Consider the following 21,030-nt stretch of genomic DNA (forward strand, 5'->3'; position numbering starts at 1 on the left):
GTCTTCGACTCAGCTTCCACGTCCGCATTCACTCCCAGGCCTACATTCGCTTTGCTTTCGCTAGCCGATGCAGTTGTCCCTTCGTGGCGGTTCGTTTCGGTCATTGTCTCCGATGCGACATTGGCATTGGCATCCAATCCGACATCCAGGCCAAGACGACTCTCCTGACTAGATTCATGGTTCCCTTGATGATTGCTTCTATTAGACTCGGCTTCCACCTGTGCATTAGCGTCCAAGCCCAGGTCCAGACCCAGCAGGCCTTTGCTTTGCGAGCTGTGTCCATCCTGATGACGCGTGCTCTCTGAGGATACCGAGGTGTCTGCATTCAAGTTCAGCCCCAGCCCCAAGCCCAGTCGGCTATTGTGGTCACTGGATGCATAACCTGTCTGTGAAGCAGCCAACAATCCTACGAACAATGTACCCGTCATTACCGTCGTTTTTACCCATTTAGTCGAATTTTTCATTTTATATGCACTCCTTCTCATTTTTAAGTTGTGAATGTAGTGACATCACAATAGATAGAGAAGAAGGCATACATGGGAGGCTGTCCCGGTGGTGGCTGACACCACTGGTCCTTGCCCAACAGATAGAGGTTGCTTAGTCGTATTCCATTCACCGAAGGAAGTCCAGGCGCCGCAGCTTCAGTCAAATGGATAGGTGCGGTTGGTCCGCCGCCACCTGCACTTGGCGATCCACCCAGTCCACCACCCTGCTGACCTGGCGTTACGCTCGAACCCGAGCTACTCCAGACCGGAGGCAACGCCGTCACCGGCTGCCTTAGGGGCTGCTGCCTTTCTTGCGACTGAGGTTCAGCACGCTGTCCGTCGACAGCAGATACACGATCCTCGACCTTGGCATCAGCTCCCGGCTGGCTCACCACCTGGTCCGGCTGTGCTGGATGAACTCCAGCTCCAGTAACTGCTTCCAGTTCTGTCTGCTCCGTTGTCGGCATCAGCTCGAATGGAAGCTCCAGTTCAACGGGTTGTTCCGGTTGGCCGGAGTTCATCTCCGGCTCAACAACTGGCGCTTCCGGCGCACTAGGTGTCCCGGGAACAGGAGTTGCAGATGCTGGTTCCTGGTCAACCGGTTGTACCCCAATTTGATTCGGATTCTCTGTAGGCTGAGGTTGAACTGGCAGAATCTCCGTCGGTTCCGAAGGCTGCTTACCAGGTGCAACTGGCGGCACATGAACCTCGACGGCAGGTGTTTCCACCTCCACTATCGGCGTTTTCACCTCGCCCCGTGGTACCGTCACCTTAATGTCCGGTATCACCGGTTCAGGCTTGACGTCAACCTTGACTTCAGGTGTCTGTGCCCGAATGATCGGGGTCTTGACCTCGACTTCAGGTACCGTCACCTTTACCTCCGGCACGACGGACTTCGTATTGGCTTCAACCTTGGGAGTCTCTGCTCGAATGATCGGCGTATCCACCTTGATAGATGGAACATCGACCTTCGTGTCGCGAAGATCCGGTCCGGTTTCTACTGTTACTGGTGGAGTCTCGACCTTAACGATCGGCGTATCCACCTTAATGGTTGGAAGTTCAAGCTTGATCTCCGGCAAGGACAGCAGTCCGCTGTTCCCGGTGGTGGCTGATCGCTCCTGAACCTGCTCGCTGTTCTCATCCTCCTCAGTGGGGGAAGAAAGCACCGGCCCCAACACATCCTTGAGCAATGCAGAAGCTTTGGGTGCATACACGCTATGTGTAAGCGCTAGCAATAAGACCAACATCCCTATCATGCCTAGCAAGGAGACCCGTTGTTGTCGGCCAGATTGGCCACTTGTCATCAAGTCTCACCTCCTCCCCAACGTACCGTAATCGTAAGTCTGTGAGGCTGTTCTATAAGGTGATACGTGTGTTGCTTCGTTTTGGATCACATGTCTGTATTAACACGACCCTAGATTTTCCAAACAAAGCGATTCGTTTCGCATCTAACCCGGTTTATGAGTGTTCGCACTGTGGCAGGCAAAACAGACGAAAACAAACCCCCACCTTGTCGGGTGGGGGCCGCGATTCTTTATGGTTATTCCCAGTCACTGAGGTCAAAACGTGCAATCTCTTCGTCTTCAACGGTGACTACTACATGGGCTTGCATGGCCAGTGCTCTCAGTTGATCTAATTGCTCTGCAGGAGGAGTAAGCACTAAGTCAGGATTCTCTTCTGTTGCACCCAATTTAAATTTAAAAGAATACTTTCCTTCTTGGTTGGGCTCGAGAACGGCTGTACTCACTTCTTCTCTGCCTAAATTATTGTCTTCCGCATCATAGATGTTGATACCCAAGCTTTCAGTCGAAACCTCTAGTAGCTCTTGCTTAGGCTCAATTGAAACCTTGATTCCGTCGGCGTAGTCAAAAGTCTGGAAATTGGGTTTCTCCGCTCCGCCAAGCGTGCTTTTCCCCGTATTCTTGATCACAAAATCATAGATGAGAGTCTGAGCATAAATGAACTCACCCTCCCTGTCTCCAGAAGTGATCCCTACTCCCCCGACCTTCTCCTCATCATCCGTAATCTCTACCGCAGCACTAATCAATTCCAAAGAAGGTTTACTTGTTGAACAGCCGGACAAGAGTAACAGAATCGTAACCGCTCCTAACACCAACTTGATTCGTTCTTTCACCTTCATTCCGATCAACCTCCTCCCTCCTTACTTACGTTTCTAGCATGCAACAGTTTCGTTCGCTCCCAATTTTTACAGTTTCCCCCTCTCCCATTATTTCTCCGCCATCACGAAAACTCTAACAATCCCAGCGTACCTTAGCGCCATTTTTGACTCCGTCCTGCCAAGCACAAAAAAGCAGAGCCAGGATCCCCCGACTCCGCCCTAATGCTCTATTCACCTACACGATTACCTATTCCTGCGCATCCTCTTCGCCTACCCCGCCCACGATAAACGTCAGACGTTGTGGCAGCAGGGACAGCTCGGCCGGTGTCTCCATGTAGACCTCGCCATCGGTGTCCGCTCGCTTGGGTACCTCCGTTCGAATCGTCACACGGGAGGATTGGAGGTAATCAATGCTACTGCTTTCCGGATCCCATTGCTTGCTGGTCTTCTGGTTGAGCAGCTCCAGCAGCAGCGGCAGACCTGCCTCACGAATAATGTAGACATCGAGCAGCCCATCGGTTAGCCGGTTCTCGACGTCGGGCAGCTCATTCGTTCCGATGAAGCCGCCGTTGGCTACGAGGATCATGACAGCCTCTCCAGTCACGATTCCCTGGTCCGTCTCCAGTTCAAACGAGAAGGACTCGGCCGCCCGCACCGTCTGCAGCGCGCTCAGGAAGTAACTCAGCTTGCCAATCTTTCCTTTCAGCTCGCTGTTGATGTTCTCTGAGGTGTCGGTAATCAGACCAATACCATAGAAGTTGGAGAAAAAACGATCGTTCATGACACCGATATCGACCGCTAGTGTCCGGCCCGTAACCATTGCCTCTGCCGCTTGCGCCAACTGCTGGGGCAGGCGGAGCGTCCGCGAGAAATCATTGCAGGTTCCGCCCGGCAGGATCCCAATCACAGGCGGGTGTTCAAGCGCAGCCAGACCATTGATGCATTCATGGACTGTCCCGTCTCCGCCCAGGATCAACAGCAGGTCTACCGCTTCCGCGCGTTCCCGGCAGTAGCGCTCTGCATCGCCCTTCTCCTTGGTCTGGAGCAGCGTTAACTCCCCGATCTCAGGAGCGAGGATACGTGTCAGTGTTGCCAGCTGCTCGCCAATATCTGCTTGTCCGGCTGAGCCGTTATAGATTAATAGTGCTTTTTCGAACATCCCGACTCATCTCCTACCTTAGTCTGTACCTATTTATCCTTTACAAGTGCAGTTCAAATTCTTATGCTTCTCTTCGCTTCTAGTATATTCGATTCACCGTAGCTGACACAAATGTCCCCTCGTGCGATGATTTGACGAATTTTCTAAAAATATTGTAAATGAAAGCATTATCAAGGAAATGCGAGAGAGCAAGCGAATATAACGTGTCAATCGCCCATATTTGAATTTTCTGAATATTTACAATAGTCACTCTATGTAGTATTCTTTACTCAAGCTTAATACGGAAGGGGATAGCCCATTGGAGAATGTGAGCGAAGCATGATAACTTGTGTTCCCTTGAACAAGGAACCCATCGGAAAGGATGCCTTCCCTTAAAAAAGGAAAGTATCTTGCTGGATCCGGTGAAATCATGTGGGGGATTCCAGAGGTCAACCAGTCGGAATTGAGCCTAAGGGGATTCGAAGTCGTGCTGACAAGCCTTAGCAGGCAGGCGAATCACCGAATATCCATAGTACCAAAAAAATCTGAACGGATTGCGATTGATGGAAGGATCACGCAAGACAATGGAACGGAGTTGTAGGTAACAATTGAATAGTCGATATGCGAACAGCTAAAAGTTCCGGTTATCTCTGATAAGCGGAACTTTTAGTTTGTTTGGCGTCTTCCTCTCTATCGCGGATCGATTTTGTACATAAGCTATGTCCTGCTAGGCCCAAAAGCCACCTGTTTAGCGGTTCACCAGCCAAACGACTGGCAACATCTGCTTACGGTTGTTGTCTTCCTGCTGATGCTCGCTTTATGGCTCAGTGGCGGGTAACTACGACAAAACGTCCCGCTGCGTTGCCGTTAGTACGGCGTCGCAGCGGGACGTTTTGTGATTGTCTTCCTTGGAGCTCTGTCGGGCCCTGCTGTCAGGCATAATTATGTGAGGTCTCCACTGTACCATCCTGGCGATGGATGATCGCGCTACAGTTGCGGTCGGATGCCAGATTTTTGGCATAATCCACCGCCTCTGCTTTGGTCGACAGCTTTTTCTCAGGCCGCTCCTGGCCCTCGCGCTTGATCACCCAGCCATCCTCATGTGGGACGACGTGGAGATTGGCGTGGTTACTGCCTCCCTCACCTTGATGATCCGGATGGTTATCCGCCCATTCCTTGGCCTGCGAAGTGGCAATAGCAATCGCCCGTCCCTCATCGTAGTCGTCCAGTAGGGCATTGGCGATCTCAATTGCCTTATTCCGCACGCGCGGCTCCAGGTTCTTCATCGAATCGGGATAATCCCGCTGTGTCCACGGCATCGTGTTCAGCTCCTTCTCCGTTATCGAATCGGTTCTTGTGCCATCACGCAGCCCAATCTACTTGGTCTGGTCTGGATGATTGGCTACTGCACTCCAGTCACTCACGTAGGAGTCCGAATTCAGCGAGTTGTACTCGCGGAAGGTCGAATACGCATCGTTGCGCCGATTGTCGTCGGACTCGACGAGAACCAGAATCCGTCCTTCTTTGACATAATCGCTGTACCGGTTGGCTTCCTCTTCCGGAATGCCCAGCCCGATCAGACCGCCCACCAGACCGCCTGCGCCAGCACCCACTGCCGCTCCTGTCAGCCCTGCTGCAATTGGACCGGCTGCGAGGATTGGTCCGATACCAGGAATTGCGAGTGCACCCGCACCAGCCAACACACCTGCCAATCCGCCAAGTACACCGCCCGCTGTGGCTCCTGTTGCCAAGCCTTCAGGTGCTTTGGTTCCTGTCGCTTCCGAGACATAAGAGGCTTCCTCATTATCTTTGGCAACAATGGAAATTTCGTCTGTACTATAGCCGCGCTTCTTCAGACCTTCAATCGCTTGTATCGCTTCCTGCTCCGAGTGAAATACACCGATGATCTGCTTCTCGCTCATTGTGAATCCCTCCTGTTAGTTGGTAGTCACCGAGGATCTGTAGACCGTCCTCCGCTATACTACCTACTTACCCCTCGGGGGATATTGTAAACGTCAAAGCACCGGAGACAGCAACCTCGCGAGTGACTCCTTGAGGCGCAAACGCAACGGCCGCTTATTGTATTGCTCCCGGGTCAGCTCGATACAACCGTTGCTATCCTCCTCAAAGATCGCCTTCAACCGCGAGGCTGTGGCCGAGTCATAAATAAAAGCATTCATCTCAAAATTGAGCCGGAAGCTGCGGATATCCATGTTCGCTGTGCCCACCGATCCCACCACTCCGTCCACAACAATCGTCTTGGCATGCAGGAATCCTGCTTCATACAGGTAACAGCGCACCCCGCTCTCCAGCAGGTCGCCGAGATAGGAAGAGGACGCCCAATAGACAAGCTTGTGATCCGGATTTTTGGGAATCATGATTTTGACATCCACGCCTGAGAGGGAAGCCAGCTTCAGCGCCGTCAACAGACTCTCATCGGGAATAAAATAGGGGGTCTGCAAATAAATGCTTTCTTTGGCTGCATAGATCATTTTGAGATAGGCGTTCTTGATCGGCTCCGCTTCAGAATCGGGTCCACTGGCGATGATCTGCATCCCGACATTGCCGCCTTCCCGCGGTTTGGGGAGATACTCCTCATCGATGGGAATCTGTGATTTGGAGGCGAGGTTCCAGTCCAGGACAAACTGTACCTGAATCTGCTGCACCGCGCTGCCGACCAGCTTCAGATGCGTGTCCCGCCAAAAGCCAAAACGCTCGACGAGGCCGAGGTATTCATTGCCGATATTAAAGCCGCCGATGTAAGCCTCATAGCCATCGATGATGGCCAGCTTGCGGTGGTTGCGGTAATTGAGCCTCAGGTTCAGCAGCGGAATGCGTGAAGGGAAAAACGCCGCCATCTCGCCCCCGGCTTCAACCAACTCGGAGAAAAATCGACGCGGCAGTGCCCGGGACCCGACATGATCGAAAAGAAAACGCACCTCGACGCCTTCACGTGCTTTGCGCGCCAGTGCGGAGATCAGACGTTTGCCCAGTTCGTCGTCGCGCACGATAAAATAAAGCAGATGAATATGATGCTCCGCCTGCTCAATGGCATCCAGGAGAGAATTGAACTTGCTGTTCCCGTCGGTGAAGATCTCGACACGATTGTTCTGCGTGAACAGGGAGTAAGCGCTCACGAGGTTCATCAGAATCATATCATGATAATTGGCGATGACGGGGTCGCGATAAACGATTTTGCCCTGCTCCAGCAAGCGAAACTGGCGGCTGAGGATGTCGCGGATTTCTTTGAGCCGGTCCACCTTGACCTTGTAAATCTTGCGGCGGCTAAGGTTCTGTCCAACAACCAGATACAGTAGAAACCCCACGCTTGGAAGGAACAGCAAGATCAGCAGCCATGCCCAAGTCGCTGCAATGTTGCGGCGTTCGAGGAAAATGACGGTGCCGGCGAAGAAAATATTGAGGATGTACAGTAAGATAACCGTATCCTGAAAAATACCCAATGGCATGCAAGTGCCCCCTGCTTCCGCCTATGTATGGATCAAGAACTCTATAAGCTTATAAAATAAATATAGCAGAAAATACTAATCTCACCAAACTTCTCTCCTATGGCGGTTGCGAAGGTATATTGAACAAATCATCCTACGGATGATTCCAAGTGACGTATTCCAGCAGCTGGTACGTTACAACTGGCCGATGAGGGAGATGCGAGTAAGTAGAGGAAGAAAAGTTCGTCACAGCAGGCGGTTGGCGGAGATGCGGGCAAATAGAGGAAGAAAAGTGCATTACAGCAGGCGGTTGGCCCGGATGCGGACAAATAGAGGAAGAAAAGTTCGTTACAGCGGGCAGTTGGCCGGGATGCGGACAAATAGAGGAAGAAAAGTTCGTTACAGCGGGCAGTTGGCCGAGATGCGGACAATTAGAGGAAGAAAAGTGCATTACAGCAGGCGGTTGGCCGGGATGCGGACAAATAGAGGAAGAAAAGTTCGTTACAGCAGGCGGTTGGCCGGGATGTGGACAAATAGAGGAAGAAAAGTTCGTTACAGCGTGCGGTTGGCCGGGATGCGGACAATTAGAGGAAGAAAAGTTCGTTACAGCAGGCGGTTGGCCGAGATGCGGACAATTAGAGGAACAAATGTTCGTTAAAGCGGGCAGTTGGCCGAGATGCGGACAATTAGAGGAAGAAAAGTGCATTACAGCAGGCGGTTGGCGGCGTTGCGGCACACAAATCAAAGAACCTTCAAGTCCACCGAACGTGGCTTGAAGGTTTCTTCGCGTTTACAAGGGCTGCAGCCCGGACTGGGCCGCTGTCCCTCAGCTATTCTGTTACTGAGCCGGTGTGTTGGCCGGTGCATTGCCTTCTGCTGGTGTGTTGCCTTCCAGTGGAAGCTCCTCGATCCCCTCAAGTGGCGGATCTACATCCTCAGTCGGCTCTTCTTCCGGTGCCAACGTATTGCGAATGGTGGCGTTCGCCCGAACTTCCTCGATCCAAGGTCCAATCAGCGGGTTAGCCTCCTGGCTGATCAACTGGTTGCGCAGCATTTCTGCCTGCTCTTCATACGGCGGGGTGACGCCTTCCTGCTTGTCGGTCACCTTGATGATATGGAAGCCACTGGGTGACTCCACAACATCGCTCACGCCACCCGCTTCCAGTGCAAACGCCGCATCCTCAAACGCAGGGTTATTGAATGCACCCGGGCCGAACGAGCCCAGCTCGCCGCCCTGCTCCTTGGAGCCAGGGTCCTGCGACTTCTCGCGTGCCAGCTCGGCGAAATCCGCACCGCCGTCGAGCTCAGCCTTCACGGCTTCCGCTTCCTCGCGGGTCTCCAGCAGGATGTGCGAAGCTGTGACCTGTGCCGGTGTTCCGAGCTGGTCCTTGATGCTCTCGTAATATTCCTTCACTTGCTCCTCGGTCACATTGGTCTGCGGCTCAAAATACTTGCGCAGCCCGATCTGGAAGTACAGCTGCTCCTTCAGAGCCTCTTCCGTCAAACCGTTCTGAGCCAGTACGAGCTCGAACTCGCCTTCCGGATAGCTCGCCTTGAGGGATTCGATTTCTTTATTCTGGTCTTCATCCGTTACTACAACGCCCGACTTGTCGAACTCCTGACGGATCAGCTCCTCAGTGATGAGGTTGTCCAGCGTCTGCTCCCCACCGGATTTAACCAGCTCCTGATACAGCGTCTCCTTCGGAATACCGACGCCATTGACTGTCGCCACATCGTCGCCGCCGATGGCGCCGCCGCGCATCGCGCCCCAGATCGTTACGGCAATGAGGGCGATCAGCAGCACCAGCGATACCCCCATCCAGCCACGACCGCTCGCGGACGCCGTCGTATTGGGTGCCGTTGTACTAATTGGCGGTGTCTCCGGTGCTACAGGCGCTTGCGGATCAGCACTCGAAGGCGATACCAGCGCTGCGCGCTCCGCATCCTCCGGGTCCGTCCGGTCGCCAAGCGTCGTGTGACCGGGTTCTTCAACTCCTGCTGCCGAGGCCGGGTAAGGCTCTCTCTCCCCGGCAGCCTGACTGGCATCCGACTCAGACCGTGTATCGTTCACATGATCTGGATCTGATTCGGGAGTTGTTTCTGCTTCGATTTCCTGATCTGTCTTACGGTCCGCATCTAGCGCATCGGAATCCTCCGCGCTACCCGGCTTTTTGTAATCATCATCTTTCATTCCAGAAACCCCTTCCGTCTATTCGTTCCTAAGAACTGCTTTTAATTGCAGGTTAACAACAGCTTCCATTTCCATTATATTTCATTGCTACCTTACGAATATAGCAAACTCCTGGTGAAATTACCTTAAAACAAGATAAATTTTCAAGCCTTTAGACCCGTCAAAGTCAAGGTCAAATTGCAGCTTTCGGAAAAAATTTAAAAGATTGAATTTAAATTGCAGGTTGCTTACGAAGCGTGTAATATCAATAGAGCAATTGGACAAAGGAGGTCCCGCATCATGTCCATCAAAATGAAACTATCCTTATTTATCTCCCTCATTGTAGCCGTTATCCTCACACTTAACATTTCCATCTACTATATATCCAGCAAAAATGAATGGATCGCCGCGTCCGAGCAACAGGCCAGCAGCATTGCCAAGCAAATCGGAGCTACAATAGACATGTCAGAGCAAGCCAAAATGAAAGTCGAAGATTCGGTCGGCAGCTCGCTTCGAGCCTCGGCTGTTGCTGCCCTTGAACTTCTACCCTCTAATTATGAAGAAATTACGAACGAACAATTAGACGCCGTCAGCGACCGGATTGGCGTAGATGACATCACCCTGTGGGTGCAGGAAGAGGAAGATATCATCTCTGTCCGTTCCTCCGAGCCGGATGAAATCGGACTCAGCGCCAAGACCTGGGGGTACTGGTATGACGCATTCAGTAACTTGTTCAACCTTGAACCCGTATCTGTCCGGGAGGGCCTGGCGCTAACGAATTTTTGGTCGGGGCCCTACAATTTTGCCACGTCCGATCCATCGAAGATCAACAAATGGGGCTACTATTACGACGGCTCGACCAATTATATGATCAACCCCTACCTCAATGCCCAATCCCTGCTTTCCTTTGAACAAATGGCCGGTACCAATGCCCTGCTCAACCAACTAGTGGACCAGAACGATAATGTACTCGAAATCACTGGCTTCAACCCTGAATTTTTTGGCAAAGATCCGATCCTCCGCATTAAGCGCGGGGTCATCGTGCACAACCTTGATGTCCGGGGCATCATGTTTGGCGAATATACGTACCAGAATGATTACGATCTTGCTCATATTCTGGATGCTTCCGACCAGCAACAGGTCGTCACGACCACCGCATCGGTTAACGGAACGGATGTGCTGAAGAGCTTTATTCCGCTCAGCGGGTCTACAGATTATGTACTGAGTGTCACAACCGATTACGGTTCTGTCCTGCATTTGCTTAATCGGCAGATGCTGCTTCACGTCGTGATATCTGCCATCTTGCTTGTGGTCGCCATGGTGGCTAGCTACGTCACATCTGGTTTTTTGCTGCGCACTCTGAATCAGATCCTGAGTAGTGTCAACACTATAGCCAAAGGCCAATTTGGTCAACATATCCATATCCACTCGAAGGACGAACTGGGAGAGCTCGCCGCGCGTGTCAACTCCATGTCGACCAGTCTGAACCTCTATGTGCAGCAGATCAAAGAATCGTCCGAAGAATTACGCAGCACCAAGCAGTATCTTGAGTCTTTCATCAATCACACCTCCGATGCGATTCACGTGTCTACACGGGATGGCTTGGTCATGCAGGCCAATCAGGCCTTTGAGGAAATCTACGGATGGACCGCTGAAGAGGTATTAGACAGACCACTTGAGAATTTGCCTTTGGAGCAGCAAGAAGAATACCGGGAGTTGCTAGGACAGGTCCTCAGAGGACATTCCATTACCGACCATGAGACCGTTCGGTTAACCAAGTCTGGCGACACCATTGATGTCAGTCTCACCATCTCGCCCATCCGCGACGAGCAAGAAGCCATCGTAGCCGTCGCCACCATTTCCCGCAATATTACGGACCGCAAACAGACGGAGGAAATGCTGCGACGCTCCGAGAAGCTGTCTGTCGTGGGGCAACTGGCAGCCGGCGTGGCTCATGAGATTCGCAATCCTTTGACAACGCTGAGGGGCTTCGTCCAGTTGCACAAGACCAAGGGCAAGATCGGTGAAGACCACCTGGATCTCATGCTGACCGAGCTGGACCATATTAATTATATTGCCAGTGAGCTGCTGGTTTTATCCAAGCCTCACCTGCTCTCCTACCAGCCTGTCAACATTGAGGAAATCGTTCGTTCCATGACGGTACTGCTCGATTCGCAGAATGGCGATCATCCGATTCATATTCGGGTCGAAAAGGATGTCGTTATCCCACTCGTCTACGGAGAGCCTAATCAATTGAAGCAAGTGTTCGCGAATCTGCTCAAAAATGCGGTAGAAGCCATGCCCCAAGGCGGCACAATCGATATCGAGCTCACTTCAACCGACAAAGGCGAGCTGTGTGCTCGCATTACGGATCAAGGTATTGGCATGAACGAGGATCAATTGGAACGGATCGGAGAGCCGTTCTACACGTCGAAGGAATCCGGAACAGGCCTCGGACTGATGGTGTGCCAGCAGATCATTACTACGCATAACGGACGGATGACGCTGCATAGCCAGGAAGGCCGGGGCACGACCGTTGAAGTCATCCTGCCTCCTTATCAGTCGTGAACCTCGCACAGGTCAGCTTACTTAACAATATGATATGCTAAGGGTACTAGATGAAGAGGTGATGCAGCATGGATTTGCGCAAGCTACGGCTGGATGAGTCCACCGCGAGTATGTTCAGTGATGAGAGAGAAGCTTATGAGCGGGACTATGCCCGATTGATTCAATCGCCAGCCTTCCGGCGGATGCAAGGCAAGTCGCAGGTGTTCGGGGCAGGCACAGGTGATTACTATCGGACTCGACTGACCCATTCGCTGGAGGTGTCGCAGATCGCCCGCGAAGTCGCACGTCGTCTGAATGGTCAATATGCGTGGCTGGGCAAAAGCGAACACCCCGGGCTCGTCATCGATCCTGCGGTCGTTGAATGTGCTTCGCTGGCCCACGATCTCGGACATCCGCCATTTGGACACAAGGGAGAGGATGTGCTGAACCAGCTGCTCCAAAAAGAGTGCGGCCTGCCCTATGAGGGCAATGCCCAGAACTTCCGAATACTGATGTTTCTGGAGAAACGGGCGGGCAGCGGCAGCGGTCTTGATCTGACGGCCTCGGTGCTGCTGGCCATTAACAAATATCCGGGCTGCCTGGACGAACCCGGACGAATCAAGGGGGTTTACCCATCCGAGTGGGCCGGCATCCGCGAACTCCGGGACAAGTGGGGCATGCCCGAAGGTGCGCCGACACTGGAGGCCCAACTGATGGATCTGTGCGATGATATCGCCTACTCGACCCATGATATTGAGGATGGCATTCGAGCAGGCAAAATCAGCATGAATCGGGCCTTCTTCGAAGATGGCCGCTTGATCAACGATGTCGTACAGGAGATTATTGCCGATGACGGCAATCACGCATTCGGCTGGGACAGTGTAGACATTCCCGCTATGGTGAAGCGCGTGCTGGAAGCATATCTGGCTCAGTGGGAGGCTATCTATAGTAGCTGCGATCGCGAATCCTCGCGGACGCGCCGGGAGATGAAGGCCCGCTGGGTCAGCACCTTTGTCGGCCGAATCGGCATCATTGATGACCCGGCCCGCGGCTGGAAGCAGGTTACCTTTGTCCATGAAGGTATACAGGACTTCGAGCTGCTGCGGACTATGGAAATTCTGAAGAAGCTGGCCTGGGTTACACTAATCAAGGACTTCCGCGTCCAGCGGCTGCAGATGCGCAGTGAGATTCGGCTGCGCGGACTATGGGAGAGCTTCATCCATCCGGAGTCTGGGCGCCTCATTATTCCTTCGGATTGGACCGCTAACTACGAGCGTCACAAAAGTCACTGGAGCTGGCCCCGCTTCATCGCCGACTACATCTCGGGCATGACCGACACCTATGCGGAGAAAGTGTACGCCGAGCTGTACACCAGCCACTCCGGTACAATCTACGAGATGGACTAGCGGACCGGAACCAGCAGCCAAAAGAAGCTTCAGCCCCCTCCCGGGCCGAAGCTTCTTTTTTATGGTTATAGGCTAAGCCATTCCGTTCATTTACATTCCAATGTCGCGGCCTGTGCCAGGTGCAGGCAGATCCTCGTCCCGGCGTTTCATGAACGGCCACCAGTTGGCCTCGCCGAACGTCCGCACCATCACCGGTACGAACAACGGCAGCATCAGCAACGCGTACATGAACAATCCGCACAATACAACTGTGGCAATCTGCAGTAGGGACAGCACACCCGACGGCAGCATCGCGGCGAAGGTTCCGCCCAGGATGATGGCAGCCGAGATGATCACAGTGCCCATATTCTTCATCGCCATCAGAATCGCTTCACGTGGTGACCGATCGCGGTATTCCTTGAAGCGGTCCATCAGGAAGATACTGTAGTCGATGCCGAGCGCCATCAGCATGACGAAGCCGAAGAACGGCACGGCCCAGCTGATGCCTGCATAGCCCAGAATCCGTACGAACAACACTTCCGCGATAGCCATCGAGGTGTAGTAGGTCAGCAACAACGATAGAATCAGGTAGATCGGCATCACGATTGAGCGCAACAGCAAGATCAGAATCAAGCCGATGCCGATAATCATGAGCATCACAGTCCGGGAATAGTCGTTGTTCGAAATGGTGTCCAGGTCATGGTTCATACTGGTCACGCCATCGATGGCAAACGTCGCCTGCTGGAAGCCGCTGCTCCGCAGTCCGCGGTCCGCCGCTGCACTCAGCTCTTCAATCTGGTCCATTGTATCCTGGGCATAAGGATTGCCCTCGAAGACCACATCAAACTTGGCAATCTGTCGATCCTCGGACAAGTACACATCCAGCGCCTGTTGGAATTCCTCCATCCCAATTGCTTCTTCTGGTATGAACCAACCGGACAGCTGCTGGTTCGGTGCCTGGGACAGTTCAGTCAGATAGGACTGCGCCGATTCCAGTCCACCAGACACTTGCTGCAGGCCGTCGACGCTTTGGTCGAGGCCATCTGTCAGCTCCGTCAGCTGTCCACCCAGCTCGGCGAAGCCCGCTTGCAGCTGCTCCTGTCCCTCTGCCAATTGGTCAAAGCCGCCGGTCAGCTCTGGAAGCTGCGTGACAATCTGACTCTGACCCCCAGCCGCTTGATCCAGTCCGTTCTGCAGCTGGGCAATGCCATCCACCAGCTCCGACAAGCCCTGGGCCAACGCGCTCTGACCGCCACTTGCCTGCTGCAAGCCGGCGTTGGCCTGCTCCATTCCGGAAGCGATCCCCGCCAGTTGCGTGTTCAACTCCGTCAGCCCGCTCGTCATGGCTTCGGCACTACCCTGCAGAACGGCCATCTGCTGGGCCAGATTCGTATAAGTCGCATCGTCCTGCAGCTCGGGATATTGCTCGCCCAGTGCACTTAGCCCCTGGATCGCGCCACTCAGACCTTGCGCCAGCTCTGCCTGTGCTCCGGCGAACTGTTCATAACCCGCTGTGATCTGATTCAGCCCACTGCCGAGCTGCTGATAGCTAGTCAGCAATTCCTGGGCCGCCCCAGCCAGCTGTTCGGCGCTCGCTTGTGCCTGCGCCAGCCCGGCCCGGATCTCGCCTGCACCGGCCGAGCCGTCACGCATCCCCTGCTCAATCTGCCGCAGGCCATCGCCGAGCTGGACAACGCCTGCCTGTAGCTCGCGGGTGCCGCCGATGAGATCGGCTGTGCCGCTGACTGCCTCTTCCAGCTGTGGGGCATTGTCACTCAATGCCTGGCTGGCTTCAGCCAGACCTTCTTCGATCTGCTGGAGGCCAGACTTGCCCTCCCCCAGACCGTCGCCGAGCTGCTCCACTTGTTGCGTCACCAGGAAATCGTCCAGCGCTTCGCCGGTCGGCCGGGTGGCGCTGCGAACTGCCTTCACGCCTTCCACGCTTGCCAGCTCTCGGCTGATTTGCTCCATCGCCGCCATGCCCTCCGGCGTATCCAGAGGCTCATCCGCTCTCATGACGAGTGTGGATGGCAGCGTATCGCCAGGACCGAAGCTGTCCGAGATGATCTGGAAGCCACGAACAGAGTCGTAGCTATCCCCGATTTCATCCAGGGAGTTGAACGAAATTTTGCCTTCATAGACAGACAAGAACGGTACGGTTACTAAGGCCAGCAGAACCAGCGCCCATACCGGACGTTTCAGCGAGAAGCGCCCCATCGCGCCCCAGAGGCCGCTTGGCTTGTGCTCTAGCGAGCCGCGTGCCGGCCAGAAGATGGTTTTGCCCATCGTGGCCATGAAGAATGGAACAATGGTTACGAGTGCGATCAGTAGTACGGCAATACCAACGGCTACCGCTACAGCAGAACGGTACAGCGTAAACTCGGAGAAGCCAATGGCCGAGAAGCCGACAAGCACAGCCAACCCGGCAAAGAATACCGTACGTCCGGCATGCTTGTAGGTGTTGAGCACAGCCTCTGTTTTGTCGCCGCTATGGGCCAGCTCTTCCTTGAAACGGCTGATCAACAGAATACAGTAATCCGTGCCGATCCCGAACATGACCGCCACCATGAAGATTTGGGTGAAGTTCGATAACGGGAAGTCTGCATACTCTACCAGATACGCCACAACCGACTGCGATAGCAGATAGCTCAGACCCACTGTTACCAGCGGAATCAGCGGTGCAACGGCTGAGCGGAAGACGAGGAATAGAATCGCCAGGATGAAGAACAGCGTAATGATCTCCGTCTTGCGCAGTCCCTCCTGTGAGCTCTGCACCACATCCTCACCGATCAGCCAGTTGCCGGTGTAGTAATGCTCAACTTGAACATCGGACAGCAATCCGTCCAGGTCCTCGCGGAGCTCGACATAGGAACGGTCGCCCAGATCCGAACCGATCAGGGCCAGAATCGTCTTGCCATCCTCGGCCACCATCTGATCAGCCAGCTCTGGCGTCTCCAGATGCGTCATCACCGAGGTAACGCCCACCGCCGATCCCTCCGACTGCAAATGATCGATGGCGCGCTCGATCTCCGCATGATCCTCCGGCGTCAGGCCAGCTTCATTGTGGAAGACCAGCACGGAGGATAACTCACCACCGCCTTCACTACCTCCCAGCTCCGCTGCCAGCTTGGCAGCCTCCGTTGAGGAATAACCGTCCGGAACCGTAATCTGTCCTTTCTCGCGAACCAACTGCTCCATATTGGGAGCGGTGAACATCAAGCCAACGGATGCTGCAATCCAGAGCGCCAGAATCAACCATTTGAATTTCAGTACCGTTCTCATGCCTGTCTGCCGCCCTTCTCTTCGGTCTCGACCAGCACTCTGGCAAGCTTCTCATACGTCTCGATGAAATGCCTTGCCTCTTCTGTATTGAAGGCTCCCAAATATTGCGCCAATCTCTCCTGAATCTGCTTTTTCAGCTCCTCCGACATTGCCTTGCCTTTCTCCGTTAGAGCCAAATAAGTCACTCGTCTGTCCTTCTCGTCCGGCTCTCGTACAATGAGCTGCTTGTCGAACAGTCTTGTAATAATAGCTGAAATCGAGCTCTTCGCTACACTGAATACCTCCGCGAGCTCCGAGGACGTACACCGCTCCTGCTGATGGATATAACGCAGCGTCGCGTATTGATCCACCGTGATTTCTTCGGGGATGAGATCCCGCATCATCACGTTCAACTGACGGTTCACTGTAAATTGCGCCTGCTCATACCGCCGGATGATGTCCTCCAGCATCGACTTGCACAGTTCATCGCTCATTCTCCAGACTCCTCCTGTTTGCTCCCATACGAACCTCTGACAACTTGTTCGCTTCTCTAATGGTTTGTCTATCTAATAGTTCGATAGTCGAACTATATCAGATGGACGTTCTTGCTGTCAACTGCCATGCTGGGCTTAACACAAAAACGCCTCCCTCATTAGGAGAGGGAGGCAAAATTGCGGCGATGAATCGAGTCATCCCTTGGCCTGCACAGGCTCGTCATCCGGATGCTTGAATCTTCTGGCGATATACAGCACTGGCGTCGCGGAGAATGAAATGACAATTTTTAGAATATAGGTTGTCAGCAGAATTTCAAGCCAGATACCTAGCGAATACAGTCCAGCGAAGGCGATCGTGCAGAACACGAGCGTATCTACCATCTGACTGATGCCCGAGCTGCCGTTCATGCGAAGCCATAGCTGGTTGTAGTTAGGAAATCTTCTCTTGAGGTAGGAGAACAGTCTCACATCCAGCAGCTGGCTGACCAAGTAGGCACACAGACTGGCCAGAACCAGACGAGGCGCCAAGCTGAAAATGCTGACTAGCGCATCCTGCGCCAGATCACTTGGCTGCGGCTGAAACACCAGCACCATTTGCATCATGATCATTGAAGTAATCAGGGTGAAGAACCCGAACCAGACCACTTGCCGCGCTTGCTTCTCTCCATACTTCTCATTAATCAGATCCGTCGCCAGATAGATGGTAACGTAAATCGTATTCCCCAGCGTCGCCACGATTCCGACCAGCTCAATCGTCTTGATGACCTGAATATTGGCCAGCACCGTCGCCAGCGCGACCCATACGAAAAGCCCCTTCTTGCCGAAGAGGCGGTAACAGACCAGAAACAGACCAAAATTAACAATAACAAATAACAAACCCCACAACACATTAAACATCTTCGACTCTCCTTAGTTTTGATAACGCGGGAAGGTTTCGAACCGCGGATCGGTCCAGGCCCAGCCTGGCCGCCTGTCATGCGACAGTCTGCCAATAAATGTACACCATAGTTATGGTTCTGCGCAATATAAATCTAGTTCTTCCCTATGTTCCGCCGTGATATGACACCGAACCCCGACTTGAGACCAGGTACAAAACCATACCATGGGCCGTTATCGAAATATCGAAAATATAATAATATAGTAGCAGGTACTAACACCAGTTCATGCACATAGGCCCGTACATATAGATGTAACTTGTAAATAAGGAGCGTTGACCGATGAATTTCCCTCTACCTGCCGTTGATGTCTGGGTACAAGGCCTGCTGCTGATGCTGTGGGCTGTCGCAGCGGCTTGTGCATTCAGCATCACCCGCCGCAGCACCCAAGCCGAGCTCCGTCGTCGTGCCCGCCTGTTGCTCTGGCTGCTCCTGCCGGCGGTCCCTCTCACAGCGGCAAGTGTCCTGATGATGAGTCTACCGGATATGTCGCGCTCCGGCTCCTTGCTGCAGGAAGGTCTGCTCTTGCAAGCCCCCTTGCTGCTGGTCTCCGCTGCCGGCGTTCTGCTCTTCACGCTGCCCCGCCTGTGGACGATGGTCCGCTATATCGGAAGCGGGCGCAAGGCGCCGACCCGAGAGCAACGCGACATGACAACGGACCCGTATTTTGTTACTCCACTGCTCGCCGCCGCCTGCAGTACAGCTTGCAGTCTCTACTACGCTGTCGCTCCGCCGCTGGCTCTGTCGCTATCGTGGCGGCAAATGCTGCTGCCCGTGTTGATCCTGATTCTGCTGGTTAGCCTGTTCTCGCTTGTGCAGCTACGCCACCATCGCCGTAGTAGCATCGTAGTTCCTGCAAGACGTCTGGCCCCTGCCCGGCTGAATGGTCCGCTGCCAGTCGCCCGGCAAGGAGACACGGCGGTTGCCGTCGGTTGGCGCAGCCGTACGCTTCATCCGGATGACTTGTGATACAAACCGCCCTGGTGGGCGGCGTAGCCCAGAGACCGCAGACCGCAGACCGCAGACCGCAGACCGCAGACCGCAGACCGCAGACCGCAGACCGCAGACCGCAGACCGCAGACCGCAGCAGATGGTACTGGTTGGCGGCTCCTTTCTAACGAAACCTCATCACGCTATTTCGCGTTATATCTCCCTTTCCCAACTCTAACGAAACGACAGATTTTTATTCTGTGAAAACACGGGTTTCCTCGCGCTGTATGATCAAATAAGGTTCCCCAGTTTCGTTAAAAATCCAAAACCAGCTTTTTGGACCAAATAACGCTCTGTCGTTTCGTTAGCCGCCAGTGTTTAGCTGGCTGGGTGGCAAGCAAATGTTCCCTTGGAGCACGCTAGTCCGCCCATTCCCTCACGCTAAGGGAAGAAAGTTCCCTTGGAGCACGCCAGTCCGCCCATTCCCTCACGCTAAGGGAAGAAAGTTCCCTTGGAGCACGCCAGTCCGCCCATTCCCTCACGCTAAGGGAAGAATGTTCCCTTGGAGCTAGTAGGCTGGACTCAGCATCTGTTACTATCAGTCCTGCGGATGATTCAACGGAAACCTATCCACAGCTAGCGAAACTTATAATTTCCTAAACAAGAACAAAGAACCCGCTCCTCAAGGAACGGGTTCTCGTCGTATATGGGTGCTGCTGCGCTGCCAGCGATTAGTACGCCGACACGCCCAGCTTGTTGATTGTCTCCTGAATGAACGCCGGCTCATCGTCTGGTGTGCGCGAGGTGATCAGGTTATTGTCCACCACGACTTCCTTATCCACGAAGGTCGCCCCGGCACCACGGATTTCGTCCGCAATTTCCGGATAGCCGGTCAAGGTCCGGCCTTTGAGCAGACCCGCCGATGCCAGCACCTGCGGTCCGTGACAGATCGCGGAGATCGTCGTGCCTGCCGCATCCGCCTTTTGCACAAACGACTGGATGTCCTTATTGTCTCGCAGATGGGATGGAGACTTGCCGCCAGGAATAATGACAGCTACATAGTCTGCCGGATCAGCATCCGCGATTGCCAAATGTGTCTTGTAGGTAATCTTCCCGTTCTTGCCTGTTAGCTCAGCGCCCTTCTCCAATCCGATAATGACGCCTTCATCGCCATTCTTGGTGATGGCTTCGTAGGGATTCTGCATCTCGGAATCTTCGAACTGGTCCGCCAACAAAAATGCTACCTTCTTCGTCATTTGTTTCATTGGAAAAACACTCCTTTTTCATAGACATGACGCTAGCATGCCCAGGGTTTACGTATATTACCCTCGTCCGTAGCAGCCAAACACTCTGAGGAAATCTTCACCTTTTTCGGGATTTTCACGGAAGGAGTTTCCATGCGATTTGTCGAAATGTGGAAGATAGGCAGAACAGTTCGTTGTCTGCCAGTACAACCGCGAGGAGGGAATGGATGAAAGCTTTGTTTCTCGCCATCAGAGCATCGGACCTCGACAAGGTCGTATCCCTGGTGACCCGAAACAGTCAACTCGTGCACAGTGTAGCCCAACAGCCGCCAAAAAAGGACGATGGCCAATCGCCCCTGCAGGTGGCCCTCAAGACGGGGAATTTTGATATCGCGGACTTTCTGATCGAAGCGGGAGCAGATGTTCACTATATCGAGCGGGAGAGCGTCAACGAATGGCGGGCCCCCGCGATCCACGATGCGATCCGTGCAGCCGTCTTCTCCAGTCGCTTCCCCGGCTATGGCGGCATCCTCCAGAATACGGAGGCGCAATTCCAACGGGCGCTGGCCACACTCCGAAACATGATCGCCCATGGTGCCCGCATGGAGCAAACCGATTCCTACGGCAACACCTGCCTCATGCGTGCCGTGATGGATGCGTGCCAGCTTGATCTGGCCCCGCATCATGTCGAGCTGCTGACGGATCTGCGTCAAGTGTTCGAAGTGCTGCTGGAAGCTGGCGCGGATATCCATCAGCGCACCGCCACGCGCGACTCCGTCCAGGCCCAGTTCGGCCACAAGCCGGTCGCCCAGCTGCTGGGTGTAAGGCGCTAACAGCGGGCGGAATGGTATGCAGATGAGCAGGCGGGAACGGCAA

General features: G+C 53.9%; 17 protein-coding genes. 5 read left to right on the forward strand and 12 right to left on the reverse strand.

Annotation, left to right across the window (positions count from 1 at the left end; translation table 11 throughout):
* The 8 genes from F556_RS38440 to F556_RS36675 all read right to left on the reverse strand — a co-directional run.
* A partial coding sequence (locus F556_RS38440) for a hypothetical protein (protein ID WP_040718190.1) occupies positions 1-464 on the reverse strand: 464 nt, incomplete at its 3' end.
* Positions 465-487: 23 nt separating this feature from the next.
* Positions 488-1,789, reverse strand: a complete 1,302-nt coding sequence (locus F556_RS0125985) for an atrophin-1 family protein (protein ID WP_020619934.1) — start codon at positions 1,787-1,789, stop codon at positions 488-490.
* A gap of 236 nt (positions 1,790-2,025) precedes the next feature.
* Positions 2,026-2,625 (reverse strand): hypothetical protein, encoded by a 600-nt coding sequence (locus F556_RS0125990; RefSeq protein WP_020619935.1) that lies wholly within the window; start codon positions 2,623-2,625, stop codon positions 2,026-2,028.
* A 226-nt stretch (positions 2,626-2,851) separates the two neighbouring features.
* The gene (locus F556_RS0125995; RefSeq protein WP_020619936.1) at positions 2,852-3,763 is read right to left on the reverse strand and encodes a diacylglycerol/lipid kinase family protein; all 912 of its coding nucleotides are present in this window, start codon (positions 3,761-3,763) and stop codon (positions 2,852-2,854) included.
* A gap of 911 nt (positions 3,764-4,674) precedes the next feature.
* Entirely contained in the window at positions 4,675-5,061 is a 387-nt protein-coding gene (locus F556_RS0126005) for a DUF2188 domain-containing protein (RefSeq protein ID WP_020619938.1), read from the reverse strand.
* A gap of 57 nt (positions 5,062-5,118) precedes the next feature.
* Positions 5,119-5,664, reverse strand: a complete 546-nt coding sequence (locus tag F556_RS0126010) for a general stress protein (protein WP_020619939.1) — start codon at positions 5,662-5,664, stop codon at positions 5,119-5,121.
* 93 nt (positions 5,665-5,757) lie between these two features.
* Entirely contained in the window at positions 5,758-7,209 is a 1,452-nt protein-coding gene (gene cls, locus F556_RS0126015) for a cardiolipin synthase (protein WP_020619940.1), read from the reverse strand.
* 817 nt (positions 7,210-8,026) lie between these two features.
* Positions 8,027-9,379, reverse strand: coding sequence for a peptidylprolyl isomerase (locus F556_RS36675; RefSeq protein ID WP_020619941.1), 1,353 nt, complete (start codon positions 9,377-9,379; stop codon positions 8,027-8,029).
* Positions 9,380-9,658: 279 nt separating this feature from the next.
* Here F556_RS36675 and F556_RS0126025 point away from each other — a divergent pair, with 279 nt between their 5' ends.
* Together F556_RS0126025 and F556_RS0126030 are read left to right on the forward strand one after the other, a co-directional pair.
* The gene (locus tag F556_RS0126025) at positions 9,659-11,926 is read left to right on the forward strand and encodes an ATP-binding protein (RefSeq protein ID WP_020619942.1); all 2,268 of its coding nucleotides are present in this window, start codon (positions 9,659-9,661) and stop codon (positions 11,924-11,926) included.
* A gap of 68 nt (positions 11,927-11,994) precedes the next feature.
* Entirely contained in the window at positions 11,995-13,311 is a 1,317-nt protein-coding gene (locus tag F556_RS0126030) for a deoxyguanosinetriphosphate triphosphohydrolase family protein (RefSeq protein ID WP_020619943.1), read from the forward strand.
* 90 nt (positions 13,312-13,401) lie between these two features.
* Here F556_RS0126030 and F556_RS0126035 read toward each other — a convergent pair whose 3' ends face one another.
* From F556_RS0126035 to F556_RS0126045, 3 genes are all read right to left on the reverse strand, one after another.
* Entirely contained in the window at positions 13,402-16,572 is a 3,171-nt protein-coding gene (locus F556_RS0126035) for an MMPL family transporter (RefSeq protein ID WP_020619944.1), read from the reverse strand.
* Positions 16,569-17,045 carry a MarR family winged helix-turn-helix transcriptional regulator gene (locus F556_RS0126040; RefSeq protein ID WP_020619945.1) on the reverse strand — a complete coding sequence of 159 codons (477 nt, stop codon included), beginning with the start codon at positions 17,043-17,045 and terminating at the stop codon, positions 16,569-16,571. The genes F556_RS0126035 and F556_RS0126040 overlap by 4 nt, the downstream gene beginning before the upstream one ends.
* Before the next feature lie 195 nt (positions 17,046-17,240).
* Complete coding sequence (locus F556_RS0126045) at positions 17,241-17,942, reverse strand: queuosine precursor transporter (RefSeq protein WP_020619946.1); 702 nt, start codon at positions 17,940-17,942, stop codon at positions 17,241-17,243.
* Positions 17,943-18,262: 320 nt separating this feature from the next.
* Here F556_RS0126045 and F556_RS0126050 point away from each other — a divergent pair, with 320 nt between their 5' ends.
* A complete protein-coding gene (locus F556_RS0126050; RefSeq protein WP_020619947.1) occupies positions 18,263-18,949 on the forward strand; it encodes a hypothetical protein in 687 nt (228 codons plus the stop codon).
* Positions 18,946-19,098 carry a hypothetical protein gene (locus F556_RS38075; RefSeq protein ID WP_157272957.1) on the forward strand — a complete coding sequence of 51 codons (153 nt, stop codon included), beginning with the start codon at positions 18,946-18,948 and terminating at the stop codon, positions 19,096-19,098. Before F556_RS0126050 ends, F556_RS38075 begins: the two co-directional genes overlap by 4 nt.
* 543 nt (positions 19,099-19,641) lie before the next feature.
* Here F556_RS38075 and F556_RS0126055 read toward each other — a convergent pair.
* The gene (locus F556_RS0126055; protein WP_020619948.1) at positions 19,642-20,175 is read right to left on the reverse strand and encodes a type 1 glutamine amidotransferase domain-containing protein; all 534 of its coding nucleotides are present in this window, start codon (positions 20,173-20,175) and stop codon (positions 19,642-19,644) included.
* A gap of 206 nt (positions 20,176-20,381) precedes the next feature.
* Between F556_RS0126055 and F556_RS0126060 the strand changes: the two genes are divergently transcribed.
* On the forward strand, positions 20,382-20,987 hold the full coding sequence (locus tag F556_RS0126060) for an ankyrin repeat domain-containing protein (protein WP_020619949.1): 606 nt from the start codon (positions 20,382-20,384) through the stop codon (positions 20,985-20,987).
* Positions 20,988-21,030 lie beyond the last annotated feature (43 nt).

This window comes from Paenibacillus daejeonensis DSM 15491 (assembly GCF_000378385.1).
Lineage (GTDB): Bacteria > Bacillota > Bacilli > Paenibacillales > Paenibacillaceae > Paenibacillus_D > Paenibacillus_D daejeonensis.

Coding starts and splice junctions, on each gene's coding strand:
- F556_RS0126035 (WP_020619944.1), bottom strand. CDS start 16,572: ATGAGAACGGTACTGAAATTCAAATGGTTGATTCTGGCGCTCTGGATT.
- F556_RS0126055 (WP_020619948.1), bottom strand. CDS start 20,175: ATGAAACAAATGACGAAGAAGGTAGCATTTTTGTTGGCGGACCAGTTC.
- F556_RS0126060 (WP_020619949.1), top strand. CDS start 20,382: ATGAAAGCTTTGTTTCTCGCCATCAGAGCATCGGACCTCGACAAGGTC.
- F556_RS0126045 (WP_020619946.1), bottom strand. CDS start 17,942: ATGTTTAATGTGTTGTGGGGTTTGTTATTTGTTATTGTTAATTTTGGT.
- F556_RS0126025 (WP_020619942.1), top strand. CDS start 9,659: ATGTCCATCAAAATGAAACTATCCTTATTTATCTCCCTCATTGTAGCC.
- F556_RS0125990 (WP_020619935.1), bottom strand. CDS start 2,625: ATGAAGGTGAAAGAACGAATCAAGTTGGTGTTAGGAGCGGTTACGATT.
- F556_RS36675 (WP_020619941.1), bottom strand. CDS start 9,379: ATGAAAGATGATGATTACAAAAAGCCGGGTAGCGCGGAGGATTCCGAT.
- F556_RS0126010 (WP_020619939.1), bottom strand. CDS start 5,664: ATGAGCGAGAAGCAGATCATCGGTGTATTTCACTCGGAGCAGGAAGCG.
- F556_RS0126040 (WP_020619945.1), bottom strand. CDS start 17,045: ATGAGCGATGAACTGTGCAAGTCGATGCTGGAGGACATCATCCGGCGG.
- F556_RS0126050 (WP_020619947.1), top strand. CDS start 18,263: ATGAATTTCCCTCTACCTGCCGTTGATGTCTGGGTACAAGGCCTGCTG.
- cls (WP_020619940.1), bottom strand. CDS start 7,209: ATGCCATTGGGTATTTTTCAGGATACGGTTATCTTACTGTACATCCTC.
- F556_RS0126030 (WP_020619943.1), top strand. CDS start 11,995: ATGGATTTGCGCAAGCTACGGCTGGATGAGTCCACCGCGAGTATGTTC.
- F556_RS0126005 (WP_020619938.1), bottom strand. CDS start 5,061: ATGCCGTGGACACAGCGGGATTATCCCGATTCGATGAAGAACCTGGAG.
- F556_RS0125985 (WP_020619934.1), bottom strand. CDS start 1,789: ATGACAAGTGGCCAATCTGGCCGACAACAACGGGTCTCCTTGCTAGGC.
- F556_RS0125995 (WP_020619936.1), bottom strand. CDS start 3,763: ATGTTCGAAAAAGCACTATTAATCTATAACGGCTCAGCCGGACAAGCA.